This is a genomic window from Lentzea sp. NPDC054927 (assembly GCF_053610285.1).
Window position 1 is genome coordinate 682,320 of record NZ_JBSGXZ010000001.1, and the last position, 14,604, is coordinate 696,923.

16 protein-coding genes are annotated in these 14,604 nt (G+C 69.4%); 6 read left to right on the plus strand and 10 right to left on the minus strand.

Features of this window, described 5'->3' with window-relative positions; all coding sequences use genetic code 11:
- Positions 1-126: 126 nt before the first annotated feature.
- From ACWGE0_RS03175 to ACWGE0_RS03185, 3 genes are all read left to right on the plus strand, one after another.
- Positions 127-1,533, plus strand: coding sequence for a protein adenylyltransferase SelO (locus ACWGE0_RS03175; protein WP_452259231.1), 1,407 nt, complete (start codon positions 127-129; stop codon positions 1,531-1,533).
- Positions 1,533-1,928 carry a tRNA (N6-threonylcarbamoyladenosine(37)-N6)-methyltransferase TrmO gene (gene tsaA, locus ACWGE0_RS03180; RefSeq protein ID WP_452259232.1) on the plus strand — a complete coding sequence of 132 codons (396 nt, stop codon included), beginning with the start codon at positions 1,533-1,535 and terminating at the stop codon, positions 1,926-1,928. The genes ACWGE0_RS03175 and tsaA overlap by 1 nt, the downstream gene beginning before the upstream one ends.
- A gap of 309 nt (positions 1,929-2,237) precedes the next feature.
- A complete protein-coding gene (locus ACWGE0_RS03185; protein ID WP_452259233.1) occupies positions 2,238-2,414 on the plus strand; it encodes a DUF3040 domain-containing protein in 177 nt (58 codons plus the stop codon).
- On the opposite strand, the gene ACWGE0_RS03190 is transcribed toward ACWGE0_RS03185, so the two are convergent.
- Genes ACWGE0_RS03190 through ACWGE0_RS03210 form a run of 5 tightly spaced genes read right to left on the minus strand, consistent with a single transcriptional unit; the run spans position 2,386 to position 7,051 of the window.
- A complete protein-coding gene (locus ACWGE0_RS03190) occupies positions 2,386-3,444 on the minus strand; it encodes a pyridoxal-phosphate dependent enzyme (protein ID WP_452259234.1) in 1,059 nt (352 codons plus the stop codon). The genes ACWGE0_RS03185 and ACWGE0_RS03190 overlap by 29 nt on opposite strands.
- Positions 3,441-4,241, minus strand: coding sequence for a Rossmann-like domain-containing protein (locus tag ACWGE0_RS03195; protein ID WP_452259235.1), 801 nt, complete (start codon positions 4,239-4,241; stop codon positions 3,441-3,443). The genes ACWGE0_RS03190 and ACWGE0_RS03195 overlap by 4 nt, the downstream gene beginning before the upstream one ends.
- Before the next feature lie 14 nt (positions 4,242-4,255).
- Positions 4,256-5,023 carry an ABC transporter ATP-binding protein gene (locus tag ACWGE0_RS03200; RefSeq protein WP_452259236.1) on the minus strand — a complete coding sequence of 256 codons (768 nt, stop codon included), beginning with the start codon at positions 5,021-5,023 and terminating at the stop codon, positions 4,256-4,258.
- Positions 5,020-6,081, minus strand: coding sequence for a FecCD family ABC transporter permease (locus ACWGE0_RS03205; protein WP_452259237.1), 1,062 nt, complete (start codon positions 6,079-6,081; stop codon positions 5,020-5,022). The genes ACWGE0_RS03200 and ACWGE0_RS03205 overlap by 4 nt, the downstream gene beginning before the upstream one ends.
- The gene (locus ACWGE0_RS03210; protein WP_452259238.1) at positions 6,074-7,051 is read right to left on the minus strand and encodes an ABC transporter substrate-binding protein; all 978 of its coding nucleotides are present in this window, start codon (positions 7,049-7,051) and stop codon (positions 6,074-6,076) included. Before ACWGE0_RS03210 ends, ACWGE0_RS03205 begins: the two co-directional genes overlap by 8 nt.
- 85 nt (positions 7,052-7,136) lie before the next feature.
- Here ACWGE0_RS03210 and ACWGE0_RS03215 point away from each other — a divergent pair, with 85 nt between their 5' ends.
- Entirely contained in the window at positions 7,137-8,351 is a 1,215-nt protein-coding gene (locus ACWGE0_RS03215; RefSeq protein ID WP_452259239.1) for an MFS transporter, read from the plus strand.
- A 205-nt stretch (positions 8,352-8,556) separates the two neighbouring features.
- On the opposite strand, the gene ACWGE0_RS03220 is transcribed toward ACWGE0_RS03215, so the two are convergent.
- From ACWGE0_RS03220 to ACWGE0_RS03230, 3 genes are read right to left on the minus strand one after another with little or no spacing between them, the layout of a single operon-like run.
- Positions 8,557-9,111, minus strand: coding sequence for a hemerythrin domain-containing protein (locus ACWGE0_RS03220; protein ID WP_452259240.1), 555 nt, complete (start codon positions 9,109-9,111; stop codon positions 8,557-8,559).
- 10 nt (positions 9,112-9,121) lie between these two features.
- Complete coding sequence (locus ACWGE0_RS03225; RefSeq protein WP_452259241.1) at positions 9,122-9,769, minus strand: hypothetical protein; 648 nt, start codon at positions 9,767-9,769, stop codon at positions 9,122-9,124.
- Between the two features lie 10 nt (positions 9,770-9,779).
- Complete coding sequence (locus tag ACWGE0_RS03230; protein ID WP_452259242.1) at positions 9,780-10,106, minus strand: plasmid stabilization protein; 327 nt, start codon at positions 10,104-10,106, stop codon at positions 9,780-9,782.
- Between the two features lie 96 nt (positions 10,107-10,202).
- On the opposite strand from ACWGE0_RS03230, the gene ACWGE0_RS03235 reads away from it, so the two are divergent.
- Together ACWGE0_RS03235 and ACWGE0_RS03240 are read left to right on the plus strand one after the other, a co-directional pair.
- Complete coding sequence (locus tag ACWGE0_RS03235; RefSeq protein ID WP_452259243.1) at positions 10,203-10,997, plus strand: SDR family oxidoreductase; 795 nt, start codon at positions 10,203-10,205, stop codon at positions 10,995-10,997.
- A complete protein-coding gene (locus tag ACWGE0_RS03240) occupies positions 10,997-11,593 on the plus strand; it encodes a flavodoxin family protein (protein ID WP_452259244.1) in 597 nt (198 codons plus the stop codon). The genes ACWGE0_RS03235 and ACWGE0_RS03240 overlap by 1 nt, the downstream gene beginning before the upstream one ends.
- On the opposite strand, the gene ACWGE0_RS03245 is transcribed toward ACWGE0_RS03240, so the two are convergent.
- Both ACWGE0_RS03245 and ACWGE0_RS03250 read right to left on the minus strand, forming a co-directional pair.
- Positions 11,503-12,078: a phosphatase PAP2 family protein gene (locus ACWGE0_RS03245; protein WP_452259245.1), complete on the minus strand. Its 576-nt coding sequence runs from the start codon at positions 12,076-12,078 to the stop codon at positions 11,503-11,505. The two genes, ACWGE0_RS03240 and ACWGE0_RS03245, sit on opposite strands and share 91 nt — an antisense overlap.
- 219 nt (positions 12,079-12,297) lie before the next feature.
- Positions 12,298-14,601: a GH92 family glycosyl hydrolase gene (locus ACWGE0_RS03250; RefSeq protein WP_452259246.1), complete on the minus strand. Its 2,304-nt coding sequence runs from the start codon at positions 14,599-14,601 to the stop codon at positions 12,298-12,300.
- Between the last annotated feature and the right edge of the window lie 3 nt (positions 14,602-14,604).

Genomic DNA, 14,604 nt, shown 5'->3' on the forward strand with positions numbered 1-14,604 from the left:
TCCTGAGTGGACTTTCCGTCAACCTGTTCGCCACTGACACGTGCAGGCTCTCGGAACGGTTCAGACCAGTTCGACATGAGAGCGCGGTCACATCGCCGGTTTGGCCCGCCCGGTACCGTTGGGGGTGTGAACATCAGCCTGAGCAGCGACTTCGCCGGTGCGGTCCCGGAGATGGCCGTCTCCTGGGAAGCGGTCCCGGTCCCCGAACCGGAACTGCTCGCCCTCAACGAGCCGCTCGCGAAGGAACTCGGCCTCGATTCCACCTGGTTGCGTTCTTCGGAAGGCCTGTCATTTCTCGTAGGAAATGCGGCTCCCGGATTCGCGCAGGCCTACGCGGGCCACCAGTTCGGCGGTTACTCCCCCAGGCTCGGCGACGGCAGGGCACTGCTGCTCGGCGAGCTCACCGACACCGACGGCCGGCTGCGCGACCTGCACCTGAAGGGTTCCGGCCGCACGCCGTTCGCCCGCGGCGGCGACGGACTGGCCGCCATCGGCCCGATGCTGCGCGAATACGTGCTGAGCGAGGCGATGCACGCCCTCGGCATCCCCACGACCCGTTCGCTGGCGGTGGTCGCGACCGGCGGCGTCGTCCAGCGGGACGAGCCCCTGGCCGGCGCCGTCCTGACCCGCGTGGCCGCCTCGCACCTGCGCGTCGGCAGCTTCCAGTACGCCCGCAACACCGGCGACCACGACCTGCTGCGACGCCTCGCCGACCACGCCATCGCCCGCCATTACCCCGGCAGCACCTACCTGGAGCTGTTCGGGCAGGTGGTGGCCGCTCAGGCGTCGTTGGTGGCCCAGTGGATGCTCGGCGGCTTCATCCACGGCGTCATGAACACCGACAACATGACGATCTCCGGCGAGACCATCGACTACGGCCCGTGCGCGTTCATGGAGGCCTACGACCCGAAGACGAAGTACAGCTCCATCGACCACCGCGGCCGCTACGCCTACGGCAACCAGCCGATCATCGCCGAGTGGAACCTCGCCCGCCTCGCCGAAGCCCTGCTGCCGTTGTTCGACACGGACGAGGACAAGGCGGTCGCCCTGGCGGTCGAGACGCTGGGCACGTTCGACGAACTCTTCGAACAGGCTTGGATCGGGGGCATGCAGGCCAAGCTCGGCGTGTCAGCAGACGTCAAGCCGCTGCTCAAGGACCTGTTCACGCTCATGCACACCGACCACGTCGACTTCACGTCGTTCTTCCACGCGCTCAGCGGGGCCGCTCGTGGCGACGCGGAGCCCGCGCGGTCGCTGTTCCTCGACCTGGCCGGCATCGACGCCTGGATCGCGCGCTGGCGTGAACTCGGGCCGGACGCCGACGCGATGGACCGGGTCAACCCCGTCTACGTGCCGCGCAACCACCTCGTGGAGGAGGCGCTCGCGGCTGGTGCCGACGGCGACCTCGGCCCGTTGGAACGCCTGCTCGGCGCCGTGACCAACCCCTGCGGTGAGCGCGCCGGGCTGGAGCACTACGCTTCCCCGGCACCACAGGACTTCAGCGCCAACTACCAGACCTTCTGCGGGACCTGATGAAGCTGCAGCCGATCGGCCACGTCGAATCACCGCTCACCGACCGCTCCTCCGCGCCCAAGCAGGGCGACGAGGGCGCGCCGGACGCCTGGCTCGTCTTCGCGCCGGAGTACGGCCGGGCGATGGCCGAACTCAAGGCCGGCGACGACGTCCTAGTGCTGACGTGGCTCGACCGCGCGGACCGGTCCGTGCTGGCCGTCCATCCGCGCAGCGACACCGATCGCCCGGAGACCGGTGTCTTCTCCACCCGGTCACCGGACCGGCCGAACCCCATCGGCCTGCACCGGGTCCAGATCCTCTCCGTCGACGGGTTCAAGGTGCACGTCGCCCACCTCGAAGCCCTCGACGGCACCCCGATCGTCGACGTGAAACCCGTGCTGGGCACCGAGCGCTGATCCGAGAACTGACCGGATCTGGTGCGCGAGACCGGAAGCGGGGTACCCGGCGGGTATGAGCCAGCCAGTACCGCCTTCTGAACCGGTGCCGACGACACCGGGGCCGGACCAGCCGCGACCGACCGGTCCCGACCAGCCGCAGCCACCGGGACCCGACCCGGATCCCCTGCGGCCGCCAGGACCGGACCCGGATCCGGTCCCTCCGATGCCCGAACCGATCTAGCCGAAAATTGCCGTCCCAGCACGTTTGAACGGCAAACGTGCTGGGTACAAGCGTCGTGCCAAGCCAGACCGGACCCTGGAGCTGACATGCTCACTCGTCAGGAACAGCAGCGGCTCATCGAGATCGAGAGCCGGTTGCGGGCCTCCGAACCCGATCTGGCCCGCGCGCTGCGCGAGGGTCCCCGGCCGCGACGGAGCCTGCGTCAGCGGGTGATGGCGGTCCTTACCCTGTTCTTCAGGAAGCCACCGGAATCGCGTGCGTGACAGCCGCGTTCGGCGGTGCTTCCGCACGGTTCCAGTGCATGCGTGACCACGGCAGGTCCATGTCCGAGAGCGTGGTGATCTGCCGGGGCCGCAGATCCTCCGGCGCCGGCGCCTCCGCGTGCCGCGAGTAGGCCGCGTCGACGTACCGATGCCCGGTGTCCGGGGCCAGCACGACCACGTGACGTTCCGGATCGAGCCGTTGCTCCCACCGTGCGGCCAGATAGGCCGCGCCCGCCGACAGACCGGCGAAGATCGCGTGCTCGCGCAGCAGCGCCACACTGCCGGACAGCGCGGCGTCGAAACCGAACCAGTGCACGGTGTCGTAGAGCGTGTGGTCGACGTTGCCGAACGGGATCGAGCTGCCGATCCCCGCGATGATGATCTCCGGGTCGTGCACGTGCTCGCTGCCGAACGTCACGCTGTCGAACGGTTGCACGCCAACGAGTTCCACGCTCGGATCGGTCTCGCGGAGGTACGTCGTCAGCGCGCCGGTCGACGCTCCGGTGCCCACGCCGCCGACAACGGAAAGCCGTTCGCACGAGACGTGTTCGCGGATGAGGTCGGCGATCGGCCGGTAGCCGCGGTAGTGGGCGTCGTCGTGGTACTGGCGCATCCAGTGGTGCCGCGGGTGGTCGCGCAGGATCTCCCGCACCCGCGCCACCCGGCGGCTCTGGTCGAGCTTCAGGCTGGCGGACGGCGGCATGGGCTCGACGGTCGCGCCCAGGATCTCCAGCTGGGTGTGCAGGGTCTTGTCGACGGTCGTGGAAGCGACGATGTGGCAGTGCAGGCCGTAACGGTGGCACGCGAGCGCCAGGGCGTGCGCGTAGATGCCGCTGGAGCTGTCGACCAGGGTGTCCCCGTGCGCGATGGTGCCGCGTTCGAGGAGGTACCGGACGGCTTCGAGCGCCGAGGCGACCTTCATCGTCTCGAAGCGCAGGCAGAGGGTGCGGGAGTCGAGGCGTACCAGGGCAGGGCGGCTGAGGGCGTCCGCGATGTGACAGTCGATGTGGTGGTCCACGTCTTCTCTCATGTCCGGGCTCGGTAGCGGTACAGCGCGGTCTCGTCGGCGCTGAACTGGGAGAACGGGAACGGTTCCGCCGAGAGCGCGGTGACTCCGGCGCCGAGGAAGTGGCGGGCGACGGCGCTCGCGGTCTGGGCGTAGACCACCAGCGGGACGTCCCTTTCCCGGCAGGAGCGCAGGATCTCGTCGAACGTGCCGTTGCCGATCGTCATGCCGGTCGCGACGACGGCGTCCGCGACGCCGAGCACGTCCCGCATGTCCGGGGTCACCGGGTCGCCCCATTGGGTGGTGCGTAGCGACAGGTCGCACGGCAGGCACTCGGCGCCGCGCTCGCGGATGGCGGCGACCAGCGGGTTCACCACACCGATCAACGCGACCTTGGCGCCGGGTTCGACGTCGAGCAGGCCGGCGACGGCGGCGTCCCTGGCCTTCGCCCGCTCTTCCGGAGTTCCCGCAGGGAGCACGACTCGCTCCGCGTCCGCGGTCCGGTGTGGACGGACGTGCCCGAGGTAGGCGTCGAGTGCCGCGACGCGCACCGGTGCCGGCGCCTCGGTCAGCAGGCGCGCTACGGGAGCGCCGGAATAGTTCGCGCACACCGCCGGGTCGGCCTCACCTTCCGCGAACGCACACGCACCGAACGCGTCGCCGACCCGCGCCAGCACGTACTGGTTGCGGTAGGTGACGTCGCCGCCCGCCAGCCGAGTGCCGTGATGGACCCAGAACACGCTGGTGGCAGGCAGTTCTCCGGGATCAGGGCCGTGTTCTCCGGCCAGCACCCCGGCTGTCAGATCGTCCACAGTGGTCACGAACATCCCCCTTCTCAGCGGACCGGCTCGCGGTAGCCGACGGCCAGGTGACCCAGGCTGTCGCGGCCGATCTCGGCGTCCACGTCGAACACTTCGCGCAACAACGGCGCGGTGAGCACGTCTTCGGCCAGCCCGTCCGCGACGACGGTGCCGCCGTGCATCAGGACCAGCCGGTCGCAGTAGCGCGCGGCCAGTGCGAGGTCGTGCAGCGCGACGACGACTGTTTGCGGCGTGCGGCTCGCCAGTTCCATCAGTTCGAGTTGGTGGCGCACGTCCAGGTGGTTGGTGGGCTCGTCGAGCAGCAGTCCCGCCGTGCGTTGCGCCAGTGCGCGGGCGAGGTGGGCGCGTTGACGTTCGCCGCCGGACAGCTGCTTCCACGGCCGATCAGCCAGTTCGACGAGGTCGAGCCGGTCCAGCGCCGCCGCGACGATCTCGTGATCGGTGGCATCCGGACCGCGCCACCGCGACCGGTGGACGGTCCGGCCGAGCATGGCCACCTCGGACACGCGCAGATCGCTGTCGGTGTCGGCCGTCTGCTCGACGAACGCCATCTTGCGCGCTCTCTCGCGAGCAGGCCACGACCCGATTTCCACGCTGTCGTAGCGCACCGCACCTTCGGTCGGCGTGCGCAGACCGGCGATGCACCGCAGCAGCGACGACTTGCCGGAGCCGTTCGGTCCGATCAACCCGACGGTCTCCCCCGGCCGCACCGCCAGGCTCACGTCCCTGACGATGGTCTTGCCCGGGACGCCCCAGCTCAGCCGTTCGACGTCGATCCTCACAGCTCACCCCGCTTGCGCAGCACCAGCAGGAACAGCGGCACGCCGACCAGCGCGGTGAACACGCCCACCGGCACCTCCAGCGGCGCGAAGACCACGCGGGTGAGCGCGTCCGTCCAGACCAGGAACACCGCGCCGACCACGGCCGAGAGCGGCAACAGCCTGCGGTGCAACGGCCCCACCAGGAACCGGACGCCGTGCGGCACGATCAGCCCGACGAACCCGACGGCGCCCACCGCGGCCACCGCGACGGCGGTCAGCACCGACGTGGTCACCAGGAGGACGACCCTCGTGGTGCGGACGTCGATGCCGAGCGACGACGCGGTGTCGGTCCCGAACGCGAACCCGTCCAGCGCCGCGGAACACAGCCACACCACCAGCAGGCCGACCACCAGGACGACCGCGCACACCGCGACGGAGGTCCACCGGGCCGACGCGAGCGACCCGAGCAGCCAGTTGGTGATGGCACGGATGCTGTCGGAGTCACCGGATGACAGCAGGATCAACGACGTGAGCGCCGCGAACAGCTGACCCACGACCACACCGGTGAGCACGATCCGTGACGAGTCCAGGCCGGTGCGCCTGAGCAGCAGCATCAGCAACCCGAACGCCACCAGCGCGCCGACCAGCGCCCCGCCGGTCACGCCGAGCTGCGACCCCGCGAACCCGAGCACCACCACGACCACCGCACCGGTCGAGGCACCCGACGACACCCCGAGCAGGTACGGATCCGCGAGCGAGTTGCGCGTGACGCTCTGCAGCACCGCGCCGCACACCGCGAGCGCCGCGCCGACGAGCGCCGCGAGCAGCACCCTGGGCAGTCTCAGGTCCCAGATCAGCGAGTCGAGCAGCCGTGGCAACGGCACCACCGGAAGCCCCAGCCGTCCGCCGACGGACCTGCCAATCTCTGGCCAACTCGCGGACACTCCTGTGCGGACGGCGAGTGCGAGCGAGACGATCAGGACCGCGAGACTCAGCACCGTCAGGAGCAAGTTCTTGTCACGTCGAACAGGTGCCACCGGAACCTCGACGGCAGGATCGAGGACAGCGGCCTCAGCCACGGCCGTCGATCTCGTCGAGCCCGGCGCCGAACGCGCGCAGTGCGTCCACGGTGCGGACCGACGGGTCCATCTCGATGCCGTTCAGCTCGATGACCTTGTTCTCCCGCAACGCCTTCAGCTGCGAGATGACCGGGTGCTCGCGCATCATCGCGAGCTTCTCGCTCGCCTTGTCGCCGAGGTTGCCGCGCTCGGACAGGTCGCCGATCACGATGACGTCGGGGTCGCGGCGCGCGATCTCCTCCCAGGAGGCTTCCGGCCATTCCTGGCTCATGTCGTCGAAGATGTTGGTGACACCGGCGATCTTGCTCATCTGACTGGGCATGCCGTCCTTGCCCGCCACGTACGGGACGCCCTTGAAGACCGAGTAGACCCAGACGACCTTGACGGGATCCCGTTTCACCGCTTGGACTTCGGCGACCGTCTTACGCTGCTCGGCGGCGAGCTGGTTCGCCTTCTCGGTCACGCCGAAGATCTTGCCGAGGTTCTCGTAGTCGCGGAACAGCCGTTCGAACGCCGGGGTCGTGCCGTCCGGGCAGTTCACCGCGCTCACGAACGTCGGCACGCCAAGGGCTTCGAGCTCGTCGCGCGTGCCGGCCCGATCAGCGGTGAAGAGCTCTCTGAACCCCGAGACGACGACATCGGGGTTGGCCGCGCGCAACGGTTCCGACGTGAGGATCTTCGGCGACAGCACGGGGATCTTCGCGTAGGCGTCGGCGTACTTGGGCGACACCTTGGTCTTGACGTTCGCCGTTCCCGCCATGCGGTCCTGAAGTCCCAGCGCCAGCAACGTCTCCGTGGAGGACTGGTCGAGCGCCACCGCCCGCTGCGGCGTACCGGTGAACGTCAGTTGCTTGCCGCAGCTGTCCACCACCACCGACTGTGCCGTTGGCGCCTGAGCGCCTCCCGGGGTGGCGCAGCCGGCGGCGAGCACCGCGACCAGCGCCAGGCCGAGCCGGGCGGGGTGTGACATCGGATCCTCCAGTTAGTTCTGCGAACGACCTCCGCTACTGTAACGACAATCATTTTCAAATCAACCCCGTCGAAAGGTCGAGCGCGTGGTCCACGACACAGTGCGCAGCCCGTCGGTGCTGCGCAGCACCCAGTTCCTCCGGCTCTGGACGGCGACCACCGCGTCGGGCATCGCGACCTGGGCGCTGCCGTTCGTGCTGGGCCTGGCGGTGCTCTCCCGCTCGCTGACCGCCGTCGAACTGGGCGTCCTGCTCGCCGCGCGCACCGCCGGTTTCCTCGCCGCGGTCCCGATCAGCGGCGTGCTGGCGGACCGCTACGCCCGCCGCCAGGTGGTGCTGTGGTCCGGCCTGATCTCCGCGGCCGCCGCACCGGTCCTCGCTGCCTTCGTGGGCAACTCACTGGTGCTGGCGGCGGTCGCGGCCGTCGCGATGGGCGCGGGCCAGGGCGCGTGCCGTCCCGCGTTCTCGGCACTGACCGCCGAGGTGGTCGAGCCGGACCAACGCCAGCAGGCCAACGCGGCGATGACCATGTCGATCCGGGTGACAACGCTGGTGGCGCCGGGCTTGACCGCGCTGCTCGCCCTCGTGATCAACACCCAGGGCCTGCTGCTGGGCATCGGCGCGCTGTGGCTCGTGGCCGCCCTGATGCCCCCAGCCGGTACCGGCAGCGTGGCGCCCCCGAGCGGCACGGGATTCGTGACCGAGTTCCTGGACGGCGTGCGCGAAGCCCGCAGGCACCCGTGGTTCCTGGCCGGTCTGGGCGCGCTCTCCGCCGTGATCGCCACCGGCTACTCGGCGACCGGCGTGATCCTCCCCCTGGTCAGCCGCGACCGCTACGGCACCGAGGCCGTGCTCGCGGGCGCCCTGACCGCCTACACGCTCGGCGCACTGGCCGGCGCGGTGCTGATGGCCCGCTGGCGCCCGCGCGCGGCCGGGTGGACCGGCCTTTTCGGCCTCGCGCTGTACGGGTTCGCGCCACTGGTCCTGCTGCTGCCGGTGCACCCGGTCGTCGTGATCGCCGTGTACGCGATCGCCGGGCTCGGCATCGACCTGTTCAATGTGCCGTGGTTCACCGCCACCCAGCGCGAGGTCGAACCCTCGAAGCTCGCCCGCGTGTCCTCTTTGGACTTCCTGATGTCCTACGGCCTGGCGCCGATCGGCCTGGCACTCATCGCTCCGGCCGTCACGGCGTACGGGGCGAGCACGGTGCTGATCGCCTGCTCGGTGATCTGCTTCGCCGCGCCCGCCCTGGCCGCACTGGTGCCGTCGTCCCGTGACTTCGGAACACCGGAGAAGTCCTGACACCCCCGAGCCGCCGGTCTGCGGTCGGCTGATGGCGTCTGCAAGTACCCCCAACTCGAGATCATCAATCCTGTAACCGCACCCAACTGACCATGCCGCTGCGGCGGCCACGAGCAGCCGGCTTGCGAGTTGGGTGTAGTCAACGGCGATCCGATCAAGAGTTGGTGGTACTTGCAGACGCCAGCCAGCGACACCCGGAGAAGGCCTAGGAACCGGCCTTCTGCAGTTCGTTCTTCAACTGCTTCTTGCTCATGCTCGCGGCGTTGCTCACCCCGAGGTTCTTCGCCTGGATCAGCAGTTCCTCGCGCGTGGCCTGGCCGGGCAGCTCACCGAGGTGCTCGGCCCGGCTGCTCGCGAACCGTTCGCCGAGCTGGTTGCGGCGTTCCGCGCTCAGCTTCGCCCGCATGCCGGGGAGGACCGTCTTCTCCTCTTCCTCGACGTGGTGGGAGACGGCGTCCACGACCTTCTTCAGCGCCGTCACGTACTGCGGGGAGTCCCAGTCGCAGTCCAGCAGCTCGGCGAGCAGTCGCTCGGCCTCGGCGTGTTCCTCCTGGCTGTGCTCGACCTCGTCGGTCTCGCCGGCCTCCTTGATGGCGACCGGGTAGACCTCGGACTCCTCGGCGCGGCTGTGGGCGACGAGCAGGCCGCACATCACCGGGGTGAGCAATGGCCGTTTCTCCGGGTGGTTCTCGAGCTCGTCGAACAGGCGCTCCACCTCGCGGTGGTCCTGCATGATCAGGTCGACGACGTCGTACTGCACGGCGGTCCTCCTACTGGTTCCTGGGGTAACGGCTGCTGATCGGGGCGACGCCGCGTCGTCCGATCCGGCTGATCGCGACACCGAACGCGGCGACCACTGCCACGGCCACGACGGCGCCGATGACGATCGACCACGTGAGGCCGGCGTTCAGAAGTCCCGACGCCGCACCGGCCACGGCGCCGGCGACAAGACCGTTGACGAGGTTCACCAACCCGGCGACGGTCAACGCGGTGCCGATCAGGCGCGGCCGCCGGGCGTTGCGCCATCCGGTCTGGCCGGCATCCGCCTCGACGGCCTCGGTGTCGTCGTGCAGCTGACGGACGAAGACGTCCTTCGTGGACGGTTCGAGGTCGGTGTAGACGTGCCGGATCCGGTTGATCCCAATGCCTGCCTGCACGTCCTCGATGACCAGCTCGACCGCGCGGAACAGCGTGGCGAGCCCGATCAGGAACAGGCCGCTGAAGATGACCAGCACCAGCGTCAGCAACACCTCGAGCGGGACGACCTGGGCGACGAATCCGAGCGCGATCATCGACGCCGAGATCGTCGAGAGCAGATGGCCCGCCCTGCCGGTCGCGTCGGTGATGTTCGCGGTGCGCACCATCTGGAGCGTGTAGTGCTCGGTGGTGAGGATCGTCAGCGCCGAGGTCTTGTCCATTTCCGGCACGTCAGCGTCCCAGCGCGTTCGCGAGCTCCTTCTTCGTCATCGTGGAGCGGCCCTTGATGTTCTTCTTCTTGGCCTCGTTGTAGAGCTGTTCCTTCGTGGGGCCCTTCGGCCTGTTCGTACCCGACCGCTGCCCACCGCGCTTCTGCGGCGACATGTCCTTCGTGGACGATCGGCTGGCGGTCTTGGACTCCCCCGACTGGGCGCGGTTCTTGTTCACCGTGCGCGCGGCGATCTCCTTCGCGCGCTTCGGCGAGGCACCGCGGTCTTCTGCGGAGTCCTTGATGTGCTTGTACTGGCGTTCACGTTTGGCGTTCGATCCCGCTGGCATCACGACCTCCTGGTTCGAGCTGAACCGCGAATACCCCCGGTCACAGCGGTTCACACACACCCGCATGCATACGACCCCGATGGGTACTCGTGTCTCATGAACGCACCCCTCCACGCCGTCGTGACAGGGTCGGATTCCGGGATCGGCAAGGCCATCGCCGTCGCACTGGCGGGCGCCGGCGTCGACGTGGGCATCACCTACCACGAGGATTCCGACGGCGCCGAGAAGACCGCTGACCAGGTGCGCGAGGCCGGCGCCCGCTGTGCCGTCAGGCAGCTGGACCTCACCGGCCTGCCCGCCGCGGCCGATGTCGTCGACGACCTGGCCGGGGAACTGGGCGGCCTGGACGTGCTGGTGAACTGCGCCGGGACGGGCAGCAGCCAGAAGGCGATCGACATGTCGTTCGAGACCTGGCGCGAGGTGCTCTCGGTCGACCTGGACGGCGCGTTCCTGTGCAGCCAAAGAGCCGCCAGGCACATGATCGCGGCCGGGCGCGGCGGCCGGATCATCAACATCACCTCGGTCCACGAGCACCTGCCGCGGGTGGGCGCCGCGCCGTACTGCGCCGCGAAGGCCGGGCTCGGCGCGCTCACCGAGGTGCTCGCCCTCGAGCTGTCCGAACACGGCATCACCGTCAACTCCGTGGCACCCGGCGAGATCTCGACGCCGATGACCGGCCAGGAGGACGTCGACCCGCACACCCGGCCCAGGCCCGGTGTCCCGCTCGGCCGTCCGGGCAGCGCGCACGAGGTCGCGGCCGTGGTGGCGTTCCTGGCCTCGCCCGCCGCGAGTTACGTGACCGGGGCGTCGTTCGTCGTGGACGGCGGGATGTCCCTGATGGGTCCGCAAGCCAGTCAACTGCTCGCCGACGACAACTGGAGGAAGCCCTGATGCGTGCTGTGGTCCTCAACTGCACCCTCAAGAAGTCCCCTGAACAGTCGAACACCGACCTGCTCGCTCAAGTGGTGATCGACGAGTTGGTCAAGAAGGACGTCGAGGTCACCACGTTCCGGCTGGCCGACCACGACATCGCGCCCGGCGTCACGACCGACCTCGGGCCGGGCGACGAGTGGCCGCGCATCCACGCCACGTTGCTGGAGGCGGAGATCCTCATCTTCGCGACCCCGACGTGGGTCGGCCGGCCGTCCTCGCTCGCGCAAAGGGCGTTGGAGCGGATGGACGCGATGATCTCCGAGACCGACGACGAGGACCGCCCGGTGGCCTACAACCGGGTCGCGGGTGTGGTCGTGACCGGCAACGAGGACGGCGCGCACCACGTGATCAGTGAGATCTGCGGCGGGCTCGGCGACATCGGCTACACGATCCCCGGCCAGGCGTGGACGTACTGGAACCGGGGTCCTGGGCCGGGGCCGAGCTACTCCGACACCGACGAGGGTCACGAGTGGTCGGAGAACACCGGCCGCACGATGGCAGCCAACCTGCGCGCCGTCGCCCTGGCCCTGGCCGAACGCCCGATCCCGGCCTGAGCGAACGCGACCAGCGCGCCGATGACCAGGCCGCCCAGCACGTCCGTGGGCCAATGAACTCGGGTGCGCAGGCGGCTGTAGGCGACGAGCAGGACCATCGGCGCCACGAACAGGGCCGTTCCCCTGTCCTCCAACGCGGTGGCGGTGCCGAAAGCGGCAGCCGTCACCGCGTGTTTGGACGGGAAGGACGAGGAGTCGGGATGTTCCGGTAACGCCTGCCGGGCGGGCATGTTCGCCGCCTGAGGTCTCCGCCGATGCACCACGAGGCTCACCAGGTGACCCACCGGCATCGCGACGGCCGCGGCGATGAGCCCTCGCTTCGCCGCTTTTCCCTTGCCCGCCAACGTGAGCAGGCCCGCGACGGGCACCCACAGCGCTCCGCCGCGCGCGGTGACGCTCGCCGCGATCAGGACCGGGGAAGGCCGATCCGTGGGCAGGTCCTCTTCGATTTCCTCGTCACCGTTCATCGCCAGGAAGTTCCTCACCGCACACTGGCGCAAACTCCCCAATCCCCATAACGAGACAAATTTCCCATAAATACGCGAATCGAATCGTGTCGACAAGGGGCCTGGTTTCGTTCAAACAATGCCGGGTACTGCTTTTCGGTGGATGTTCATCGGGTACCTGGTCGGCGCCGTGATCATGATCGCGGGCGGGCTGGTCGCGCGGTTCCTCGCGGTGGACGCGGAGAACAAGTCGCTGGCTCACCCTTCAAGACGTGAGACCAGCACGCCCCCGTGTTGCACGAACGCCTCGGGCAACCACGGCTGATCGACCTTGCGGCCGTTCCACCGCGTCTCCCGCACGTGGATGCCCGGCGCACCGGGCGCGAGGACGGTGATGTTCCGCTGGGCGATCCTGGCCTTGGGGAACATCGGGCTGGACAGGTGCAGTTCGGCGCTGCTCGGCGTGCGCGGGTACAGGCCGAGCGCGGCGAAGACGTACCAGGCGGACATCGTGCCGAGGTCGTCGTTGCCGGGCAGGCCGGACGGACCGGTGCGGTAGACGAGTTTCGCCATCGCGCGCACGGTTTCCTGGGTCTGGTGCGGGCGGCCGAGTTCGTTGTAGATCCACGGGGTGTGGATGCCGGGCTCGTTGGTCGGGTCGTACCTGAGCGCGTCGCCGCCGGTCGCCCACGAGCCGTCCGCGCGGTGGAAGAACGCGTCGAGCCTGGTGGCGGCGGTGTCCTCGCCGCCCATCGCGTCGGCCAGCCCGGCGACGTCGTGCGGGACCATCCACGTGTAGGTGGCGCTGCTGCCCTGCGCGAAGCCCTGGTCGGAGGCCGGGTTGAACGGGGTCACCCAGCTGCCGTCGGCCTTGCGGGCCTGCTGGTAGCCGGTGGCGGGGTTGAACGTGTTGCGCCACCAGCCCGCGCGCTTCTGCAGCTCCTCGCTGGGCCGGCCGAGGCGACGTGCCAGGTCGGCCAGTGCCTGGTCGGCCACCGAGTCTTCCAACGTCTCGGCGGCGCCACCCCAGCAGTGACACGTGTCCTGCGGGGCGTAACCGAGGCGCAGGTACTCGGCGAGGTTGGGGCGCTGGCCCTCGCACTGGCCGGGGCAGCCCTTGTCGGACAGGCCGTCCGGGTGCGGGACCGTGGCCTGGCGCAGCAGCGAGTCGTAGGCCGCGCGCACGTTGAAGTCCTTGGCGCCCATCGCGTACATGCCCGCGATCGCCGGTGCCGACGGGTCGCCCGTCATGACGTGCGTCGGGCCGTTGACATGGACCCAGCGGTCCCAGACGCCGCCGTTCTGCCAGGCGAGGTTCAGCAACGACTGGGCGTAGTCGCTCGCCACCCGTGGTTCGAGGAACGCCAGGAGCTGGGTGTGGGCGCGGTACTGGTCCCAGCCGGAGAAGTTGCCGTACTGGGCTTTCTGGCCCGGTGCGAGCCGGCGGACCTGCCGGTCGCTGCCCAGGTAGGTGCCGTCGACGTCGCTGGCCACGTTCGGCTGCAGGAACGCGTGGTAGAGGGCGGTGTAGAAGATCGTCCGCTCGTCGGCCGTGCCACCGTCGATCTCGACCGCGCGCAACTGCTTCGCCCAGGCCTGCCGGGCGTCCTTCGCGACGTCGGCCACGGTCGCGCGCTTCGGGATCTCCGCGGCGAGGTTGCGCTTGGCGGCGTCCGCGCTGGTGTAGGAGATGCCGACGCGCATCCGGACGGAACTGTCCGCAAAGGACACATAACCGCCGGAACCCCTGCCGGCGCGCGCACTTCCGGTCAGGTAGCCCTCGCCACCCGTCGCGGAGGTCGTGCCCGGCCTGAGTTCGCTGTTGACCCACGTGCCGTACGCCGTGATCGGACGGTCGAACGAAGCCGTGAAGTACAGGCGGTAGTAGGTCTTCTGGTTGTTCACGCCACCGTTCGCGCGCCTGCCGCAGAACGCCCCGGTGAGCACCGATCCCGAGACCGTGCTGGTCGCCGGGTCGATCGTGATCTCGGCGTCCTCGCTGCCGTTGAGCGAGTTCGAGGTGCGGAACAGCAGCGAACCCGTGTTGCTCGCGGGATAGGTGAACTCGCCGATGCCCGCCCGCGTCGTGACGGACAGGTCGGCCTTCGCACCGGACTTCAGGCCCACCCGGTACCGGCCGGGTTCGGCGATCTCGTCGGCGTGCGCGAAGTCGCTGGCGTAGACCTGGTCCTTGGTGTCCGCGGTCGGCGAGGACGTGATCTCACCGACGTGCGGCATGATCGGCACGTCCCCCGCCGCTCCGGGGTGGCAGCCCGCGCCGTTGACGTGGGTGAGGCTGAAGCCGCGCACCCTCGTGGCGTCGTAGGCGTAACCGTTGGCGGCGCCCGTGTTCGTCTGGTCGCCTCGGGTCGAGGTCGGGCTCCACGAGATCATCCCGAACGGCCGCACGGCACCCGGATAGGTGTTGCCGCCGCCCGCCGAGCCGATCAACGGGTCGACGTACCTCGTGTCGTCTCTCACCGCCGCGCTCACGGGAGTCGCCAGCGCGGCGGTGAGGACAGTGACCAGGACTGCGTTGAACCCTGCCGGGAGCGCTCTCACGAA

Bases quoted from the DNA above. Each gene is read 5' to 3' on its own strand.
- ACWGE0_RS03240 (WP_452259244.1), top strand. From the start codon at position 10,997: ATGCGTGCTGTGGTCCTCAACTGCACCCTCAAGAAGTCCCCTGAACAG.
- ACWGE0_RS03210 (WP_452259238.1), bottom strand. From the start codon at position 7,051: ATGTCACACCCCGCCCGGCTCGGCCTGGCGCTGGTCGCGGTGCTCGCC.
- tsaA (WP_452259232.1), top strand. From the start codon at position 1,533: ATGAAGCTGCAGCCGATCGGCCACGTCGAATCACCGCTCACCGACCGC.
- ACWGE0_RS03185 (WP_452259233.1), top strand. From the start codon at position 2,238: ATGCTCACTCGTCAGGAACAGCAGCGGCTCATCGAGATCGAGAGCCGG.
- ACWGE0_RS03235 (WP_452259243.1), top strand. From the start codon at position 10,203: ATGAACGCACCCCTCCACGCCGTCGTGACAGGGTCGGATTCCGGGATC.
- ACWGE0_RS03190 (WP_452259234.1), bottom strand. From the start codon at position 3,444: ATGAGAGAAGACGTGGACCACCACATCGACTGTCACATCGCGGACGCC.
- ACWGE0_RS03225 (WP_452259241.1), bottom strand. From the start codon at position 9,769: ATGGACAAGACCTCGGCGCTGACGATCCTCACCACCGAGCACTACACG.
- ACWGE0_RS03230 (WP_452259242.1), bottom strand. From the start codon at position 10,106: ATGCCAGCGGGATCGAACGCCAAACGTGAACGCCAGTACAAGCACATC.